Consider the following 16,890-nt stretch of genomic DNA (forward strand, 5'->3'; position numbering starts at 1 on the left):
GAGAAAAAACGTTGCATAAGAAAACAATTTTGGTTGTCGATGACAGCGAAGAAATTCGAGATGCTTTGAGCGAATATTTGGGTCGTTCCGGGTTTGAAGTATTAACGGCTGCTGATGGTGAAGAAATGTGGCAGCATTTCCATCGTCGTGAGCCGCATTTGATTGTGCTGGATATCATGCTACCGGGTGATGACGGCCTGACCTTATGCCGAAAGATACGCACTCGCTCCCATGTTCCAATCCTGATGCTGACTGCGGTGTGTGATGAAGTGGATCGGGTGGCCGGGCTGGAAATTGGCGCTGATGACTATATGACCAAAACCTTTAGTCCGCGGGAGCTGCTCGCTCGAATTAAAGCCCTGCTCAGGCGCAGCCAGTTTAATCGCAGCGCAGCGACGGGACGCCAGATCCAGTTTCTGGATTGGACCTTTGATACGGTCAAACGCCAGTTGATCCACCACAGTGGCGAAGTCACTCAGCTCTCGGGCGCCGACTTTTCCCTGCTCAGCTTGTTGCTACAACGCCCGAACCAGCCGTTAAGCCGTGATGACATTGCCCGGTTTGTGTGGGGGCGCGACGCCGATCCCCTTGAAAGGGGCATTGACGTGCAAATGAGCCGGCTGCGCAAACACCTGAGAGATGAGGATCGCACCATCATTATCACGGTGAGAAATAAAGGTTACATGCTCGCGCTCGATTCAATGGGGGACTGATTTTTGGCTCAGGGAAGTGCGCGGTGAAGACAGGCTTTTTCAAATCCATCACGTTTCGGGTGGTGATCACCTTATTGACTACTATTTTAATTGCCGAGTTGCTGGCGGGACTCATCTGGTATCAGGCCAATAATACCACCAAGGAAGATAATGCCCGTCATACCCTGACCAATATCGCCAAAGCGGCTGCGGATACTTATAACTATTTCCAATCCCTGCCGGTCAATTATCGCCACCTGATTTTGAATCAACTACGTGAAGTTGGCGGGACCCGGTTTTTTATTTCGATCAATCACCGCAAAATCGAGATGGATGCGATCACCGATTTATCGTTTACTGGTTGGTTAACCGACTTTACGGCCCAAGCGCTGAGTCAGCATGTTGCCAGCGGACAACAGGTCGATGTGACCCTGACCCGGCGTGAAGATATTCGGTTGTTTAATTCCGGGATCAAACTGGCTGAGCTGCCTGAAATCTGGACCAAATACAGTTTGGTGCTGGGTGAGTTAGATTTACCGATTGTGGTCATGCAAATCAAAATTTCGGAACAGGAATGGTTCTATATTGCCTCGGCTGTCCCTGTGCCGTTTTCATCCTTGAACAGTCAGTTTATTGATCCGCGCCAGCTTTTATTTTTATTCGTCGCATCGGGATTGCTCATGCTCGGTACTGCCTGGGTGCTCCAGCGGGAAATCCAGCCGATTAAATCTCTGGCCAGGGCTGCAACCTTGATGGGCAGCCCGCTGACGGTTACAGAAATTGCTGAAGCCGGGAGCAATGAAACCCGCAGTGCCATTCATGCGTTCAACAAAATGAACCGCAGGGTGAAGGCCTATATCCGGGACCGGGAAATGTTGTTTAGTGCGATTTCCCATGATCTGAAAACCCCCCTTGCTTGCCTCAAACTCCGCACCGAAATGCTGGATGATGAACGCACCCGCGAGCGATTTGAAAAATTGCTCAATGAAGTGGACTTGATGTTGAAAGGAGCCCTGCAGTGTATCCGGGATACGGATATTCATGAAGAAGCGGAGTGGATCAATATTCATCAGCTCTTGCGGGGGTGTGCCGATTACCATAACCGCGAGGCGCGCCGGGTCACGATTCATACCGCCCAGCCCAAGCCGTATCTTGGTAAACCCATCGCCGTAAAGCGCTGTGTGTATAACATCATTGATAACGCTGTGCTGTACGGACGGAAAGTGGACGTCGAGGTGCTGGACTCCCCACAAGCGCTGACCTTGCTAATTCGCGATCAAGGGCCGGGGATCGACAGTAAATTACTGGAGAAGGTTTTTGAACCCTACTATCGGGCCGGCAGAGCGGATGATACGGGGTCTGGGTTGGGGTTGACGATTTCCCGCAGCATAGCTCGTTCTCATGGTGGCGACATCAAGCTCAGGAACCAGGACGGGCAGGGACTGGAAGTTGAATTGTGTTTTGCGAGAGATGTATGAAGTATTTACTGCTGTTGATATTGAGTTGCTGGGCGCTCGTTTCACATGCCAGCAAGACGGTCCACTTTCTGCATTGGTGGACTGCCGAAGGAGAAGCAATCGCCACGAAGATTGTTGAGAATACGCTGCAAGCATCCGGATACTCGGTGGCGAATGTGCCGATCCAGGGCGGTGGCGGTGGCACCGCAAAGTCCATTTTGCAGGCGCGGGCAATTGCTGGTAATCCGCCGGATATGGCATTGCTGGAAGGTCCTGCGATTAAGTCCTGGGCCGCATTGGGTTTTCTCCACTCGCTCGGTCCGGTGGCGCAGAAGCATGAGTGGGGTCGCCACTTGAATCCACTTGTCCGGGAGATCCACCAGTTTGACCGAGAATACGTCGCAATCCCCATTACTATTCACCGCCTGAACTGGGTGTGGGTCAACCATGAGGTGCTGGCAAAGTATCACCTGCCGGTGCCCCGGGACTGGCAGCAGATGCTGACTGTTTTCCGCCAGCTCAAACAGCACGGGGTGCCACCGTTGGCCTTGGGGAATGAGCCGTGGCAGGTGGTCCAGCTGTTTGAGAATATTGCTTTTGGCCTCGGGGGGCCGGATTATTATCGCCGTGCTTTTATTGAGCTGGATGTGGAGGCGCTGGACAGTGCCGTGACCCGGGAGGCACTGACGCTGTTTCGGCAGATCAGCCAGATTGTGTTGCCGGATCTGTCCCGCCAGCGCTGGGAAGAAGCGACTCAGATGTTGCTCAATGGCCAGCGGGCTTTTCAGATCACCGGAGACTGGGTGGCCGGTGAGCTGATGGCGTTGGCGGGACAGTTCCCGGAGACAATCTCTTGCTATGCGGCTCCGGCCAGGCAGCCGGGATTTATTTATAACATGGACAGCTTTGCGTTATTTAAGAGTCCGACACTTGATGAACAACAGGCGAATGACATTGCAGGCATCCTTTCTAATCCGAACTTTTTGCGCAAATTTAACCAAACCAAAGGGGCAATCCCGGCCCGGCGGGATGTATCGCTCGACGGGTTTAACGCCTGCTCAGTGAAAGCCATGGCAGACTTCCAACATGCAGAGCAGCAGGAAACACTGGTGCCCAGTATTATTGATTCGATGGCTGTGAGCCCGGTGATTCAAAAGGCGACGACCAGTGAGCTTTATCGCTTCTTCAACACCCCCTCGGTGAGCGTGGATGAGATCATTCGGCATATTAAGCATATGGATGCGAGCGGATTGACACTCTAACGAACTATGGGCTTACCGAGCTCGGTTGAATTAAACATGCACTCTGATAAGCATAGAAGCGAGGAAATTGCTCTCGCTTGTTTTATTTCGCCCAATTATTTGTCGATATATAATGAAAAACTGATTCATCGCAATTCATTGCCCGCAGGTCTCAAGGATACTTGGTTGGTATTTGGGAGGGAGGTAACAGTTTACCTTCCTCGATAGCACGTACCTGTATACCCAGACCAAAACAATGACGAGTGGGACATGGATAAATTAATTGATCGGTTTTTGCGCTATCTGAGTATTGATACTCAGTCTGACGCTTCTTCTATCCACTGCCCAAGCACCGCAGGGCAAACAATGCTCGCCAGTGAGATCAAACAAGAACTGATTTCGCTGGGACTGAAAGATATTGACCTAGACGAACACGGCTATCTGACGGCTCGCTTGCCGGCCAATGTGGACTATGATGTACCGGCCATTGGGTTTATCGCCCATCTGGATACTTCACCGGATGCGCCGGGCAAAAATGTGACTCCTCAGGCTGTTGAAAACTATCAGGGGGGAGATATTGCCCTGGGGGTAGGTGATGAAGTGCTCTCTCCGATCCAGTATCCGGAACTGCATCAGTTACATGGTCAGACGTTGATCATGACTGATGGCACCACGTTATTGGGGGCGGATAACAAAGCCGGGATTGCGGAAATTCTGACGGCTGTAGCGTATCTGATTGCCAAGCCGGAGATCCCGCATGGCGATATTTGTATCGGCTTTACCCCGGACGAAGAAATCGGCCGGGGCGCCGATCGATTTGATGTAGAGAAGTTCGGCGCTCAGTGGGCTTATACCATTGACGGTGGCCCTGTGGGAGAGCTGGAGTATGAAAATTTTCATGCTGCATCAGCCAAAGTGGTGTGTAAGGGCGTCAATGTGCATCCGGGAACCGCCAAGAACAAGATGGTGAACAGCATGGGTATCGCGGCACAGTTTCAGCTGATGATGCCGGACAGCGAAACGCCGGAATGCACCGAAGGGTACGAAGGTTTCTATCATCTCGCGGCGATGGAGGCCTCTGTGGCGGAAACCTCGTTGCATTATTTGCTGCGTGATTTTGACCGGGATGGGCTGGCGCAACGCAAAGCCTTGATGCAGCAAAAAGTAGATGAGTTGAATCATCAGCTTGGCAAGGCGCGTATTACGCTGGAAATTACCGATAACTATGCCAACATGCGGGAAATGATTGAGCCGCATCCGCATATTATTGCGTTGGCAAAGCAGGCTATGATCGATTGCGATGTCCAGCCAGTGATTAAGCCAATCCGTGGCGGTACCGATGGTGCGCGTTTATCTTATATGGGGCTGCCGTGTCCGAATATATTCACCGGCGGTTATAACTTCCACGGGATCCATGAATTTATCACTCTGGAAGGGATGGAGAAGGCGGTCAAAGTGATTGTCAAACTGGCCGAGAAAACCGCACTTCACTATCGTCCGGCTTAAATGCTCGCTCACAAGCCCTCTGATGTGTACCGCTGCCTAGGCGGTACCATCATCATTCACCTCAAATCCTTTTCTGTCACCCTTTTGCTTTAGCTGTACTCACTGTACTCGGTTAAACTCGGGCTTTAGGTGTTTCTGTCTATATTTGGACTTTGTAGATGTCATTTGAGAGGTTGAAGCCGGAAATATCAAAGTAAAACAATCTAAGGCTAGCAACTTTTACGCATTAATGATAAATTTGTCCATATATGGACAATTCTTGTGATCGAGTTAAGAGGTGGCGATGAACGCATCCCATGCCACAAACCAGGCCATTCATGCCCATACCGGCAACCAGGTGCTGCCGGTGGTGTTTAATATTCTGGACAAATGGTCCTGTACTCAGGCGCAGCAAATGGCGTTGCTGGGGCTGAGTTCCCGCTCCACGCTCAATAAATACCGTAGCCACCCCGAATCGGCCAAGGTATCGAATGATTTACTGGAGCGAATGAGCTATATCCTCAATATTCACAAATGTCTGCGCATCCTGTTCAGTGCTGAAGAGAGTGTGTATCAGTGGGTTCAGAAGCCAAATGCCCATCCGTTTTTTGCCGGCCGCTCGGCAATGGATGTGATGACACAGGGCAAAGTCGTGGATTTGTACCAGGTGGCCTCTCGTCTCAACGCCTGGCGGGGTGGGAAGTCATAGATGGAATACCCACAACAATCCTTTCGGGAGCAGCACTGCTTTCGCCTGATCCCGTCCAAATACCCGCCCATCAATTTATATGAAGATGTCGCTGAGCCTGAGCAGCTTGAAGCGGTGTTTGCGGTCGAAGCCCTGACCAATCCGCGTTTGTCGGAAGAAGTCGGCAATTTCAGCCAGGTCCCGGCAGACGAGAGGCTGGTCGGGATCCCGCATTGTAGCTATGTTATGGCTGCCTTTACCCATATCAACCCAGATGGCGCAAGGTTCAACACTGCGGACTTTGGCGGTTACTATGCAGCACCGGATGTAAATACTGCCATCAAAGAAACGGTGCACCATATGGAACGGGTGATGGGCTACACCCAGGAGCCGGCGCAGGATATTCAGATGCGTTGCATTGATGCCTGGTTCAGCGCCGAGCTGACAGATTTAACCGCTCAGCCTTATCTCGACTCTGAGCTGTATCATCCGACCAACTACAGCCACTCACAAGCACTGGCAACAGAAATTAAAGCTGCAAAAGGCGATGGGATTGTGTATCAGTCCGTCCGCCACCAGGGCCATGACTGTTATGTGCTGTTCAAACCGAATCTGGTGAGTAAAGTCTGTCAGACCCGCCATTACACCTATAAATGGAACGGGGTGTCGGTCAATTCGATACTGGAGATGAGTTTGATCTGATTCTCAACGGGTTTCATCAATGGGAGTAAAGAAAAACGCCCTGGCATCAGCTCAGGGCGTTTTGTTCATTGCCACACCGATGGTGAGTTACGATTTCAGATAGCGTTCAACCAAGTGATTTCTGAAATGCTCCGCATTCAGGCGCTCGCCGGTGGCTTCAATCAGCAGTTTGTCGGTCGAGACTGAGGAGGCCTTCTTCCAGATATGCTTATCCAGCCAGTTGAAAATTGGCTGCAGGTTGCGCTCGCGGATCAGGTTGTCGACGTTCATCTCTTTGCGTATGGCGGCCATAAACTGAGCTGCATACATGGCACCCAGGGTATAAGACGGGAAGTAACCAAAGCTGCCGTCGGTCCAGTGGATATCCTGCATACAGCCGTCGGTGTAATTCCCTTTGGTCGACAGGCCAAGGTACTCGGTCATTTTCTTATCCCACAGCTCCGGGATATCTGCCACCTCAATATGACCTTCAATCAAGTCGCGCTCAATCTCGTAGCGCAGGATCACGTGTGCCGGATAGGTGACTTCATCAGCATCAACACGGATAAAGCCTGGTTTGACGCGGGTGTTGAGTAATGTCAGGTTGGCGCTGGAGAGCGCTGAGTCATTACTTCGGTCGAATGCTTCTGCCGCCAGGGGCGCCAGGATTTCCATAAACGGCTCACTGCGGGCGAGCTGCATCTCAAAGAACAGGCTTTGCGACTCGTGAATTCCCATTGAGCGGGCTTCACCAATCGGCAGGCCGCGCCATTTGGCCGGCAAACCCTGCTCATAGCGCGCATGGCCGGTTTCATGAACCACGCCCATTAGCGCTGAGGTAAAATCATTTTCGTCGTAGCGGGTGGTGATGCGCACATCGGTCGGTACGCCGCCACAGAACGGGTGGACACTGACATCCAGTCGGCCATGGTGAAAATCAAACCCGAGCTTGGACATCACATCTACACTGAGGGATTTTTGTTGCTCAATTGGAAATGGGCCCGCCGGCGTAGACACTTTCTCTGTGCCTTGCTTTTCGCGGACCTGATGGATCAGGCTCGGCAGCCAGCTTTTCACTTCGCTGAACAGCTTATCCAGTTCGGCAGTGGTCATGCCGGGCTCATATAAATCCAGTAGCGCGTCATAACGGCTGAGGCCGGTCGCTTCGGCGCGGATCTGTGCTTCACGGCGAGCCAGTTCAACCACTTTTTTCAGATTCAAGCTGAATTCATGCCAGCTATTGGCGGCTCGCTGGCTGCGCCAGGCGTGTTCACATTTTGAACCTGCGAGGGATTTCTCTTCAACCAAATCGGTTGGCAGCAAGTTGTTGATCTGCCATGAGCGCTTCATTTCTTTTAGACTGGTGACTTGCTCTGCAGTCAGGGTTTCCCTTTCTGCCTGAGCGAACCAGTCAGCAAGTTCCGGCGCGGTTGCCTGTTCGTGATGCATGACGGCCAACTCTGCCATTGCTTCAGAGCGGGCCTGGTTACCACCTTCCGGCATCATGGCGGCTTGGTCCCAGCCGCAAATAGCGTTGAGGTGCGCGAGGCGAGAGAGCTTCTGATAGTGCTGCTCTAATTTGCTGTAGAAAGTCATTACCTATCCTTATGTTGACTACTACTTGGTAGATGAATCTCCTGCCAAGTTTTACGATTAAGCATAAAAGTTTTTGATTCGTTAAAAAATGGTAAACAGCAAAAAAATAAGAATTTTTTGCAAAATTGGAACTCAAAAGCAAAGGGTGTTTGTTGTAAGTTACTGTACTGTAGATGTTTTTATTGACTGTGAAGTTCAGTTGTCATCTGAACTTCATCTTCAGGTAATAAAGTCATTTCTATGGCTATAGGACAATAATGCAGCATAAAAGCATACCCCCTACTGAGTTTGATGTGCTACGCCATCAACCAAAACTGCCACCTCGCTCGACTAAGTGCGAGAAGTGGCTGAAAATAAAGCGTTAGTATGTTATTTGTTGCTCATGCAATATGTGGCTTGGGATGGTTTGTAAGGGTATATGACAATTGGTAAACCTTGGTAAAAGGCCGCAAGCATCCCCCCGGCACTTCGATATACTGGCCCGAACAGGAAAGAGGACTGGCGATATTACCATGCAAAGGACAATTCGATTTCGCGCAGCCATGATCGGCACTGCGTTACTCTCTGGTATTTTTTCAACTGCATCTGTGGCGGCGCCAACGATTATTCCCGATCCACCGAGCCTTGGCGCAAAAGGCTATGTTTTGATGGATTATCATACGGGGCAGGTGTTGGCTGAAAAAAATGCCCACGATCAACTGAACCCAGCCAGCCTGACCAAGCTGATGACCAGCTATGTTGCCGGGCAGGAGATGAAAAGCGGCAATATCAGTAAGGATGACAAGGTTGTGATTAGCCGCAACGCTTGGGCAAAAAACTTCCCGGATTCCTCGAAAATGTTTATCGAGGTGAATACAGAAGTGGCCATGATGGATCTTTATCGTGGGTTGATTATTCAGTCCGGCAATGACGCCAGCGTGGCGATCGCTGAGCATGTGGCCGGTTCGGAAGGGGCATTTGTCAGCCTGATGAACTCCTGGGCCAAGAAGTTGGGGATGAACAACAGCTCATTCTCGAACCCGCACGGACTGGACAGCGATGCGCTTTATTCCACGCCGTATGATATTGCACTGCTCGGCCAGGCGTTGATCCGGGATCTACCGGATATCTATCGTCTCTACAGCGAGCGCTCTTTTACCTACAACAAGATCACCCAACGTAACCGCAATGGTTTGCTGGGCGATCGCAGCATGAACGTTGACGGGATGAAAACCGGCTACACCAGCGGGGCGGGCTATAGCCTGGCGAGTTCTGCAACGGAAGGGAACATGCGGCTGATTGCGGTTGTGATGGGAACCAAGAGTACCAAAGCCCGTGAAGCTGAAAGCAAACAACTGCTCAATTATGGATTCCGGTTCTTTGAAACGGTATCCCCTCATAAGCAGGGTGAGACGGTACTGGAAGAGCGTATCTGGAAGGGGGAGACATCCTCTATCGCGCTGGGCGCTGCATCCAATACATACGTGACCTTGTCACGCAATGATAAAGATAAACTCACGGCAAGCGTGGAACTGGACGGTACCTTGATGGCGCCGGTACAGGAAGGCGATGTGGTCGGGAAGATACTCTATCAGGTTGATGAAGAAACGATTTCAGAAGCGCCATTGGTGGCGTTGCAAAGTGTTGAAGAAGGCGGTTTCTTCAGCCGGCTCTGGGATACGATTTATCTGTTCTTTCTTGAGCTATTTAGCTGAAAGATAACAAAGTAAGAAGTGGCAAAACGCTCCTCACCGGGAGCGTTTTTGTTTTGCGGAGTTCTGTTCGCGCTTTGATAGAAAGTCGCTCGCCGTTTGATATTTATGGTATCCCTTCTTCTTCAATAATATCCGGAACAAATGGGTTGTCTGTTGAGAATACAGACGTAAAAGTTGGACTGGGAATGGGAGAATTAAAGTGAGTCAATTGCGTGATCCATCATTCAATCAACACAGCTCTGTTACTGAGCAGAAAACGGATAAGGCGCTGCTTCTGATCCTGCTCATGGCGATGGCACTGCCGATGCTTGTTTTGTACGCCACGGGCGCACTTGCGCCGCTGATGCTGGAAGAAGCCCACATCAATCCACACATACTCGGTATATTTACCTTGGCTGCCTTTGGCGTGGCCGCCGTGCTTTCCATGTATGCAGGACGTTGGGTCAAGCATTGGGGTGTTCGCCAGGCTGCAGTGTCTTTATTTCTTCTGACCGGACTGTCGTTCACGGTATTAATTTGGGTTGAGCACTGGCTGGGCATGGCCTTGGCGATCGCTGTTTGCGGGATCGCCCAAGCCCTTGCCAACCCGGTTACGAATCAAGCAATTGCGTCTCAGGTCCCGCCCTCCCGGAAAGCGTTGATGGTCGGGGTCAAGCAGTCCGGCGTTCAGTTAGCAGCCCTGGCAGCAGGGTCTGTGCTGTCTCTGGCAGCTACTGAATGGGGATGGCGATCCGCGTTTGCGTTGATGATTCCACTTTGTTTCGGGATGGCAGGCTTAGTGGCCGGGAAGCACTGGCAAGCCAGAGTTCCCGTGATACGCATTTCTGCACGGGGTCAGGGGGACAAGCTGGTTCTGGTATATTTGCTGGTGATGCAGGCAGGCGTTGGCGTTACCTTGGCTGCATTTATCACTCAAATTCCGATGGTTGCGGCCCAGATTGGAATGAGCACGCAACAAGCTGCATTTCTGATCACTCTGTTTGGCGGGGTGGGAATTGTGTCTCGCTTGGTACTGACCCCGCTGGCAAGCCGGCTTCGGCATGAGTCCGATCTGCTGCTGATATTGTACCCTGTCGCCGGATTGTCGCTGCTGTGCGCGTTTAGTGCGACACAAGCGTGGCAATGGCTGATTTATGTCGGTGTCGTTGGTATCGGCAGCACTTTGGTTGCTACGAATGCTGTCGCGATGGCGATGGTGATTCAATATCCGGTTTTTGGTGAAATCCCCACTGCTTCAGGGCGTGTTTCCGCGGCATTTTTTGGCGGCCTGGCCAGTGGGTCTCTATTATTCCAGACGGCAGCAAGTCTGACTGAATACTTTCACGCAGGGATTGGGTTGTTGCTGCTTTGCATGGTGATTTGTTGTTGGTCAGCCGTGAGTTTGCGGATCGCGACCCTGCGTCACTGACAGGGAGCCTGTTGTCAATGTTGTGAGCGGTAGTCGATGGGCGTCAAGCCTTCCTGTTGCCTGAATGCCTGAGTGAAATGGCTGGCACTGCTAAAGCCGCATAAATGGGCAATCTCCGTTATACTGTGCGCATGATCTCGCAAGTACGATTTGGCTAATGCTATCCGATAGCTTCTGAGCCAGCTAAATACAGTTTTACCATATGTTTTTTTGAAACTTCTGTTTAGCCGGGTATGGCTCATTCCAACCTTCCGGGCAAGATCATCAAGCGTCGGCGGGTTGGTCATTTCGGAGATTAAAATCTTCCGGGCACGCTCAATAGGATCCCTTTTTGAAATCGGTGCATTGTCAGGGTGGAAGGGTTGAGCGAGGGGAATCAGCCAATGAGCAATCAGCGCCAGGGCTCTTCCTTCGGCTTTCATGCGATCAAACGGATGTAGCAGGGGGTTGTTGAGCAGTGGGGCAATCCAGCGCGCGTTATCCTGTTGTATGGCGACTTTCGCATACTCCATGGTGAAGATGGGGTTTAATGAACGGTCTTGCTCAGAAAAAGTACGTTGAAGTCGGTCTGTTGGTATTTTCAGCACAGCCATCTCATGGCAGGTGTTGGCACTGGTATAGCGATATAGGGCGCTGCCTTTCACGTTAAATAACCAAATCTCACCTGCTTTAATTGTATTCAATGCGTCTTTACAAAAACCCAGGCGGCTTTCTCCCATCAGGCCAAACACCAGGAGAGTTGTCTCAGTTGGGTAGTCAATTTCGGACAGCAGCGGGACATCACTTTGGTACGTGCTTTTAGTAAAGCAGATATTTTCAGCAAGTTGAAAACACTGAAAATGATTTCTCCCTTTTAGGTCAGGAAATTGCAGATTATACCAACACATCGAGTCTGCGCCGCCAGAGGCATGCAATTGCGGCGTTATCTGCTTCACCGCGACAGGGTTCTTGGTGTCCGGCTGGTTCGCCCTGAAGGTTTGTTCCATCTGTAACCACCCGTCTAGTTACATTAAGTGATATTTATTCTCACTTAAGACTATATATAAACGGACACTTCTATTCAATTCTTAGGTATGGTAGCTGCGAAGATCGGTGGATTGAGGCGTTTTTCATGGATCCTGGACGGGCAGAGTGGTAACGCCGGTACCTTTAATATTTCAACCTTCAAGAAAAGTCCGTATAATCCACGCCCTATCTAGAATCCAGTCAGGAAATCTACAGTCGACCCAATCGACAGTGTGAGAAGTCGCAATGAATCAGAAAGATACAAGAAAAGATACACTTGAATTCAACAAGCTGCAGAAACGCCTGCGGAGAAATGTTGGCAATGCCATCATTGACTACAACATGATTGAAGAAAATGATGTGGTCATGGCCTGTATCAGTGGCGGTAAAGATTCATTTGCGATGTTAGATATCCTATTGAATCTGCAAAAAGCAGCGCCGATTAAGTTTGATGTTGTTGCGGTCAACCTGGATCAGAAACAGCCGGGCTTCCCTGAGCACATTTTGCCAGAGTACTTTGAGAGCCTGGATATTCCGTACTACATCGTTGATAAAGATACTTACTCGGTGGTGAAAGAGAAAGTGCCGGAAGGGAAAACGACTTGCGGCCTGTGTTCACGACTGCGTCGCGGCACCCTGTATTCTTTTGCCGAAAAGATCGGGGCGACCAAAATTGCGCTGGGTCACCACCTGGATGATATTGTTGAAACGCTGTTTTTGAATATGTTCCACGGCTCGCGAATGAAAGCGATGCCGCCAAAACTGCGCTCTGATGATGGTCGAAACGTGGTGATTCGCCCACTGACGTACTGCCGCGAAACAGATCTGATCAAATATGCCGAGCATAAAGCGTTTCCGATTATCCCTTGTAATCTGTGCGGCTCCCAAGAGAACCTGCAACGCCAGGCGATTAAAGCCATGCTTGTTGAGTGGGATAAGAAAACGCCGGGTCGTGTCGAGAGTATCTTCAAATCGATTCAAAATGTCAGCCCGAGCCAGCTGGCGGACAAAACGTTATTCGATTTTGTCAATCTTCCGCTGGAGCGTGAGGGAGAGCGGGAAGAATACGCGTTTAACGAAGCGGTGGTCTCTTCAACCAATATCGACGAATCCATGTTCATTGATGTGACCAACCTGTAATTTAGCTGCTCGGGAAGGCTGTCCTGCCTTCCTGATAGCCCGTCTCTATGGCGGCGCTGCAATTGTTGATAGGCGCGCCGCTATCTTTACGCTCTCTTCTCCTTAGCCGACGTCTTTCTCCATCTGAACCACTTTATTGTGCAACTGGGTTGCTATTTACTCAGGTTTGGTATTGTATAACCTTTCAGGTGAACCCATTCCCCTACAACCCGTGATTCACGGATCAGCACAATGTTTTACCAATCGTAGTAAATATCTGGTCATCCTAGCTTGTTAAAATACTCGAAAACTGCGTTAGAATTTTTGATTGTAGAATAACTACTTATCGAAAAATTCTGCCTTTTTCTGAAGCATTTTTCCGGCGCAAACTTTGATCACTTACTCACTGTGATTGGTATTAAGGAGAACAGGATGGAAAGGAAAAAAGTTGGAATACTGATTTTTGATGATGTGGAGGTACTCGATTATTGCGGGCCTTATGAAGTCTTTTCGACTACGCGGCTGGTGGAGGAAAATCGACGCGAATCACAGTCACCGTTCGAAGTAATTTTGATTGCAGAGCATCAAGCTCCCATTGTGACGAGTGGCGGGATGCGAGTGCTACCGGATTACAGCCTGGAAGATTGCCCACAACTGGATATCCTGGTTGTCCCAGGAGGTTGGGGAACCCGGCCATTGCTGGATAACCCAAAGCTGCTCGGTTGGCTTCAGAACACTACACCGACGCTGGAGCTGCTGACTTCAGTGTGTACCGGAGCCTTGGTTTTGGGGCAGGCCGGACTGCTTGAGGGCAAACAGGTCACGACCCACTGGCGATCACTAGATTGGATGCAGGAATTGTTTCCGCAAACAACCGTGTTGAAAACCCAGCATGTGGTCGAAGACGGCAAACTGCTGACCTCAGCCGGTATTTCGGCAGGAATTGATATGGCGCTGACGGTTGTATCGCGATACTGTGGCGAGCCAGTTGCCCGGGCGACAGCAAAACATATGGAATATCCCTTCCCGGACAGCAACGAACGCCGGATTGAGATTTAAAGTCGCTCTGAAAGCACAGACTTGCCAAATCGTAAAACAGCCTCCAAATGGAGGCTGCTTGTGTTCAATGTTTAAGATATTTTATCTTGTTCCGGATGCGGGCTGAGCGGGCTGACATAGCCTTCCGGCTTCAGGGCCAGCAAGTCACAATTCAAGCGGTCGATGGTATGCTCGGCGGTATTTCCGATAAATACGGCAGACAAACCGGTGCGGCCTGTGGTGCCGAGGATCACCAGTTCGGCATCTAACTCTTTCGCTACATTGGGGATCACATCTTCAGGTAAGCCTTCAACCACATGGGTCTGCTCTTCCGGTAAACCATGCTTATGGCGCAGGGCTTTCATCGAGGTCAGATGATGGCCCCGGACGGCATCTGAATAGGATGCGGGATCAAATTCAGGTAACTCGATGGTGATATTGACCGGCGTTGACGGATAGGCGTTCACCAAATGGACTTCCGCACCGACGGTTTCAGCCATTGAGAGCGCTTCCGTTACGATGGCATCATTGAGTTTATCGTGGGTTTCACTGTCAGCGGCCAGGTTTACACTGGCAATAATTTTACCGTTTTCCGGCCAGCTATGCTCTTTCACCATCAATACAGGGCAGGGGCATTTGCGAAGTAAGTGCCAGTCGGTCGGGGTAAAAATCACCGAACCTATTTTATCGTGATCGTGTGTTGCCTTAATCAGTAAGTCGTGCTCTTTACTGAACACTTCCGCAATAATGGCCTCATAAGGTCGATTGTGCCAAACTACGCTCAGCTCAATGTGAAAGCCTTCATCAAGGTAGGGCTGGATAATGTCTTTTAACCACTCTTCCCGCTGCATCACCACGCCACGGCGCATTGCCTGGCGCTCATCGGCAGACAACATCGAGGTCATTTCGTATGAAAAGTCATAGATGGCAAGAAACAAGGTGATGGTGACATCCTGCGAGCATTTCGCAAGGTCAACAGCACGAGATAAGGCGGGTTGGTGATCCTGCTCCGGATCGGCCACCACAAGAATATTACTGTACTTGGTCATTATTGCCCCCTTACACAACCGTGTTGGCATCAATACCAGTCTCAGATCCCTGTCTAGGAATACTATCTAGTTGCCCTGAATACCCTTGAAAGCAAATAGATAAATCAGATTGGCTCAATTAACTGTAACGTATCGCAGCGGTTATGGGGAGCTTAGAAAAGAAAAAAAGTGATACGACGCATGCTCGTATCACTTTCTTATTCAACCGGAAATCAGCTTATCAGTCGATGCTGCCGACGCCTGCCAGACGAGACAGCTCATCGTGATCCAAAATGGTGATGTATTTGCCTTTTACACCCAACATGCCGGATTTCTGGAAGCGACCCAGTAGGCGACTAATGGTCTCAACGGTCAGACCCAGATAGTTACCGATGTCGCCACGCGTCATGGTCAGGCGGAATTCACGGGGTGAAAAACCTCGCTGAGAAAAACGCAGAGAAAGGTTATACAGGAACGCCGCCAGACGCTCTTCAGCATTCTTCTTCGACAGCAACAGGATCATTTCCTGATCGCCTTTAATCTCGTTACTCATCAGACGCATAATCTGCTTGCGCAGTTTCGGCATGCGACCGGATAAGTCATCGAGGATTTCGAACGGAATTTCACAAACCATGGATGTTTCCAGGGACTGGGCAAAACTCGGATGCATCATTTCATTGATGGCATCAAAGCCGACCAGGTCACCGGCCAGGTGGAATGCCGTGATTTGCTCATCACCCTGTTCAGTGATGGTGTAGCTCTTAATGGTACCAGAGCGGATCGCATAGAGCGACTTTAGCTCATCACCGGCTTTGAAAAGCTCTTGTCCTTTCTGGATCGGCTTTTTACGCTCGATGATCTGATCCAACTGATCAAGCTCAGATTCGTTCAGCGTGAATGGAATACATAACTGGCTGATACTACAGTCCTGGCAATGAATGGCGCATCCACCGGACTGGACACGTTTGGTTGGAAGTTTGTCCGAAATCATAAGCCTGTCTAACCGTTTTGATGTAGGTCAATATTTTAACACAATATGAATCTATGTGACGAGAAATATAAAACCCTACAAAATTTGTTTGATTGCGATATAACCAGTATGGACCCCATACATGAGGAGCAGCAAGGCACTGGCTCGCTTGAAATAGAGGTTCTTTAAAACCTGTTGTAATTGCTGAGCTAAAGAGCCGACAGCAATCATCGCCGGTAAGGTCCCGAGACCAAAAGCCAGCATCACGGCCGCACCGCTGGCAGCACTGCCGGAGACTGCTGCCCAGCTTAAGGTTGAATAGACCAGCCCGCAAGGTAGCCAGCCCCAGAGTATGCCAAAAGGCAACGCTGCGGCTGGTGACTTCAGCGGTAACAAGGACTTTGCCTGAGGTGAAATCAGCCGCCACAGGTGTTGACCGAGCCTTTCTAAGTGTGTGATCGCCTGCCACCACTGACCAATATACAGCGCGAGCAAAATCATCATTACCGCCGCCAGCAAACGCAGAGAAACCAATGCTGTGGCATGACCGCTGAGGGCGGCCATGCCGGCAAATGCGCTACCGATGATGGCGCCGGCAATTGCATAAGAGATCAGCCGACCAGCGTTATAACAAACCAGGTAGGGCCAACGTCGACCGTTGTGCTGACCGGGTATTCCAAGCGTGAGGGCAGCAGCGACACCACCACACATGCCCAGACAATGCCCGGCGCCCATCAGGCCAATCACAAAGGCTGCGATAAAATCACTGGAGATGACAGTTTCCATGA

At 50.5% G+C, this 16,890-nt stretch carries 15 protein-coding genes; 10 read left to right on the plus strand and 5 right to left on the minus strand.

What is annotated here, in order from left to right:
* The first annotated feature begins 11 nt into the window (after positions 1-11).
* The 6 genes from NNL38_RS07775 (at position 12) to NNL38_RS07800 (ending at position 6,265) form a co-directional block, all read left to right on the plus strand.
* Complete coding sequence (locus tag NNL38_RS07775) at positions 12-713, plus strand: response regulator (protein WP_304414195.1); 702 nt, start codon at positions 12-14, stop codon at positions 711-713.
* 23 nt (positions 714-736) lie between these two features.
* Positions 737-2,170 carry an ATP-binding protein gene (locus tag NNL38_RS07780; RefSeq protein ID WP_255390439.1) on the plus strand — a complete coding sequence of 478 codons (1,434 nt, stop codon included), beginning with the start codon at positions 737-739 and terminating at the stop codon, positions 2,168-2,170.
* Complete coding sequence (locus NNL38_RS07785) at positions 2,167-3,411, plus strand: ABC transporter substrate-binding protein (protein ID WP_255390440.1); 1,245 nt, start codon at positions 2,167-2,169, stop codon at positions 3,409-3,411. The genes NNL38_RS07780 and NNL38_RS07785 overlap by 4 nt, the downstream gene beginning before the upstream one ends.
* Before the next feature lie 249 nt (positions 3,412-3,660).
* On the plus strand, positions 3,661-4,896 hold the full coding sequence (pepT, locus tag NNL38_RS07790; protein WP_255390441.1) for a peptidase T: 1,236 nt from the start codon (positions 3,661-3,663) through the stop codon (positions 4,894-4,896).
* A 283-nt stretch (positions 4,897-5,179) separates the two neighbouring features.
* Positions 5,180-5,584: an MbcA/ParS/Xre antitoxin family protein gene (locus NNL38_RS07795; RefSeq protein WP_255390442.1), complete on the plus strand. Its 405-nt coding sequence runs from the start codon at positions 5,180-5,182 to the stop codon at positions 5,582-5,584.
* Positions 5,585-6,265 carry an RES family NAD+ phosphorylase gene (locus tag NNL38_RS07800; protein ID WP_255390443.1) on the plus strand — a complete coding sequence of 227 codons (681 nt, stop codon included), beginning with the start codon at positions 5,585-5,587 and terminating at the stop codon, positions 6,263-6,265. It abuts the gene before it with no gap.
* Positions 6,266-6,352: 87 nt separating this feature from the next.
* On the opposite strand, the gene NNL38_RS07805 is transcribed toward NNL38_RS07800, so the two are convergent.
* A complete protein-coding gene (locus NNL38_RS07805; protein WP_255390446.1) occupies positions 6,353-7,840 on the minus strand; it encodes a carboxypeptidase M32 in 1,488 nt (495 codons plus the stop codon).
* A gap of 542 nt (positions 7,841-8,382) precedes the next feature.
* On the opposite strand from NNL38_RS07805, the gene NNL38_RS07810 reads away from it, so the two are divergent.
* Both NNL38_RS07810 and NNL38_RS07815 read left to right on the plus strand, forming a co-directional pair.
* Positions 8,383-9,534: a serine hydrolase gene (locus tag NNL38_RS07810; protein ID WP_500797080.1), complete on the plus strand. Its 1,152-nt coding sequence runs from the start codon at positions 8,383-8,385 to the stop codon at positions 9,532-9,534.
* A gap of 286 nt (positions 9,535-9,820) precedes the next feature.
* Positions 9,821-10,942, plus strand: a complete 1,122-nt coding sequence (locus NNL38_RS07815; protein WP_255390448.1) for an MFS transporter — start codon at positions 9,821-9,823, stop codon at positions 10,940-10,942.
* A gap of 14 nt (positions 10,943-10,956) precedes the next feature.
* Here the strand turns inward: NNL38_RS07815 and NNL38_RS07820 are convergent, their stop codons facing one another.
* Positions 10,957-11,928 carry an AraC family transcriptional regulator gene (locus tag NNL38_RS07820; RefSeq protein ID WP_255390449.1) on the minus strand — a complete coding sequence of 324 codons (972 nt, stop codon included), beginning with the start codon at positions 11,926-11,928 and terminating at the stop codon, positions 10,957-10,959.
* A 265-nt stretch (positions 11,929-12,193) separates the two neighbouring features.
* On the opposite strand from NNL38_RS07820, the gene ttcA reads away from it, so the two are divergent.
* Complete coding sequence (gene ttcA / locus NNL38_RS07825; protein ID WP_255390450.1) at positions 12,194-13,087, plus strand: tRNA 2-thiocytidine(32) synthetase TtcA; 894 nt, start codon at positions 12,194-12,196, stop codon at positions 13,085-13,087.
* 411 nt (positions 13,088-13,498) lie between these two features.
* The gene (locus NNL38_RS07830; RefSeq protein ID WP_255390451.1) at positions 13,499-14,125 is read left to right on the plus strand and encodes a DJ-1/PfpI family protein; all 627 of its coding nucleotides are present in this window, start codon (positions 13,499-13,501) and stop codon (positions 14,123-14,125) included.
* Between the two features lie 71 nt (positions 14,126-14,196).
* On the opposite strand, the gene uspE is transcribed toward NNL38_RS07830, so the two are convergent.
* The 3 genes from uspE to NNL38_RS07845 form a co-directional block, all read right to left on the minus strand.
* Positions 14,197-15,153 (minus strand): universal stress protein UspE, encoded by a 957-nt coding sequence (gene uspE, locus NNL38_RS07835; RefSeq protein WP_255390452.1) that lies wholly within the window; start codon positions 15,151-15,153, stop codon positions 14,197-14,199.
* A 220-nt stretch (positions 15,154-15,373) separates the two neighbouring features.
* Positions 15,374-16,123, minus strand: coding sequence for a fumarate/nitrate reduction transcriptional regulator Fnr (gene fnr, locus NNL38_RS07840; protein ID WP_255390453.1), 750 nt, complete (start codon positions 16,121-16,123; stop codon positions 15,374-15,376).
* Positions 16,124-16,198: 75 nt separating this feature from the next.
* Positions 16,199-16,888, minus strand: coding sequence for a sulfite exporter TauE/SafE family protein (locus NNL38_RS07845; protein ID WP_255390454.1), 690 nt, complete (start codon positions 16,886-16,888; stop codon positions 16,199-16,201).
* Positions 16,889-16,890: the final 2 nt, after the last annotated feature.

The sequence above is a fragment of the Photobacterium atrarenae genome, assembly GCF_024380015.1.
Lineage (GTDB): Bacteria > Pseudomonadota > Gammaproteobacteria > Enterobacterales > Vibrionaceae > Photobacterium > Photobacterium atrarenae.

What these genes read in the sequence shown, in the direction of transcription:
- NNL38_RS07785 (WP_255390440.1), top strand. Translation starts at nt 2,167, where the DNA reads ATGAAGTATTTACTGCTGTTGATATTGAGTTGCTGGGCGCTCGTTTCA.
- pepT (WP_255390441.1), top strand. Translation starts at nt 3,661, where the DNA reads ATGGATAAATTAATTGATCGGTTTTTGCGCTATCTGAGTATTGATACT.
- NNL38_RS07795 (WP_255390442.1), top strand. Translation starts at nt 5,180, where the DNA reads ATGAACGCATCCCATGCCACAAACCAGGCCATTCATGCCCATACCGGC.
- NNL38_RS07800 (WP_255390443.1), top strand. Translation starts at nt 5,585, where the DNA reads ATGGAATACCCACAACAATCCTTTCGGGAGCAGCACTGCTTTCGCCTG.
- NNL38_RS07805 (WP_255390446.1), bottom strand. Translation starts at nt 7,840, where the DNA reads ATGACTTTCTACAGCAAATTAGAGCAGCACTATCAGAAGCTCTCTCGC.
- NNL38_RS07810 (WP_500797080.1), top strand. Translation starts at nt 8,383, where the DNA reads ATGATCGGCACTGCGTTACTCTCTGGTATTTTTTCAACTGCATCTGTG.
- NNL38_RS07815 (WP_255390448.1), top strand. Translation starts at nt 9,821, where the DNA reads ATGGCGATGGCACTGCCGATGCTTGTTTTGTACGCCACGGGCGCACTT.
- NNL38_RS07820 (WP_255390449.1), bottom strand. Translation starts at nt 11,928, where the DNA reads ATGGAACAAACCTTCAGGGCGAACCAGCCGGACACCAAGAACCCTGTC.
- ttcA (WP_255390450.1), top strand. Translation starts at nt 12,194, where the DNA reads ATGAATCAGAAAGATACAAGAAAAGATACACTTGAATTCAACAAGCTG.
- NNL38_RS07830 (WP_255390451.1), top strand. Translation starts at nt 13,499, where the DNA reads ATGGAAAGGAAAAAAGTTGGAATACTGATTTTTGATGATGTGGAGGTA.
- uspE (WP_255390452.1), bottom strand. Translation starts at nt 15,153, where the DNA reads ATGACCAAGTACAGTAATATTCTTGTGGTGGCCGATCCGGAGCAGGAT.
- fnr (WP_255390453.1), bottom strand. Translation starts at nt 16,123, where the DNA reads ATGATTTCGGACAAACTTCCAACCAAACGTGTCCAGTCCGGTGGATGC.
- NNL38_RS07845 (WP_255390454.1), bottom strand. Translation starts at nt 16,888, where the DNA reads ATGGAAACTGTCATCTCCAGTGATTTTATCGCAGCCTTTGTGATTGGC.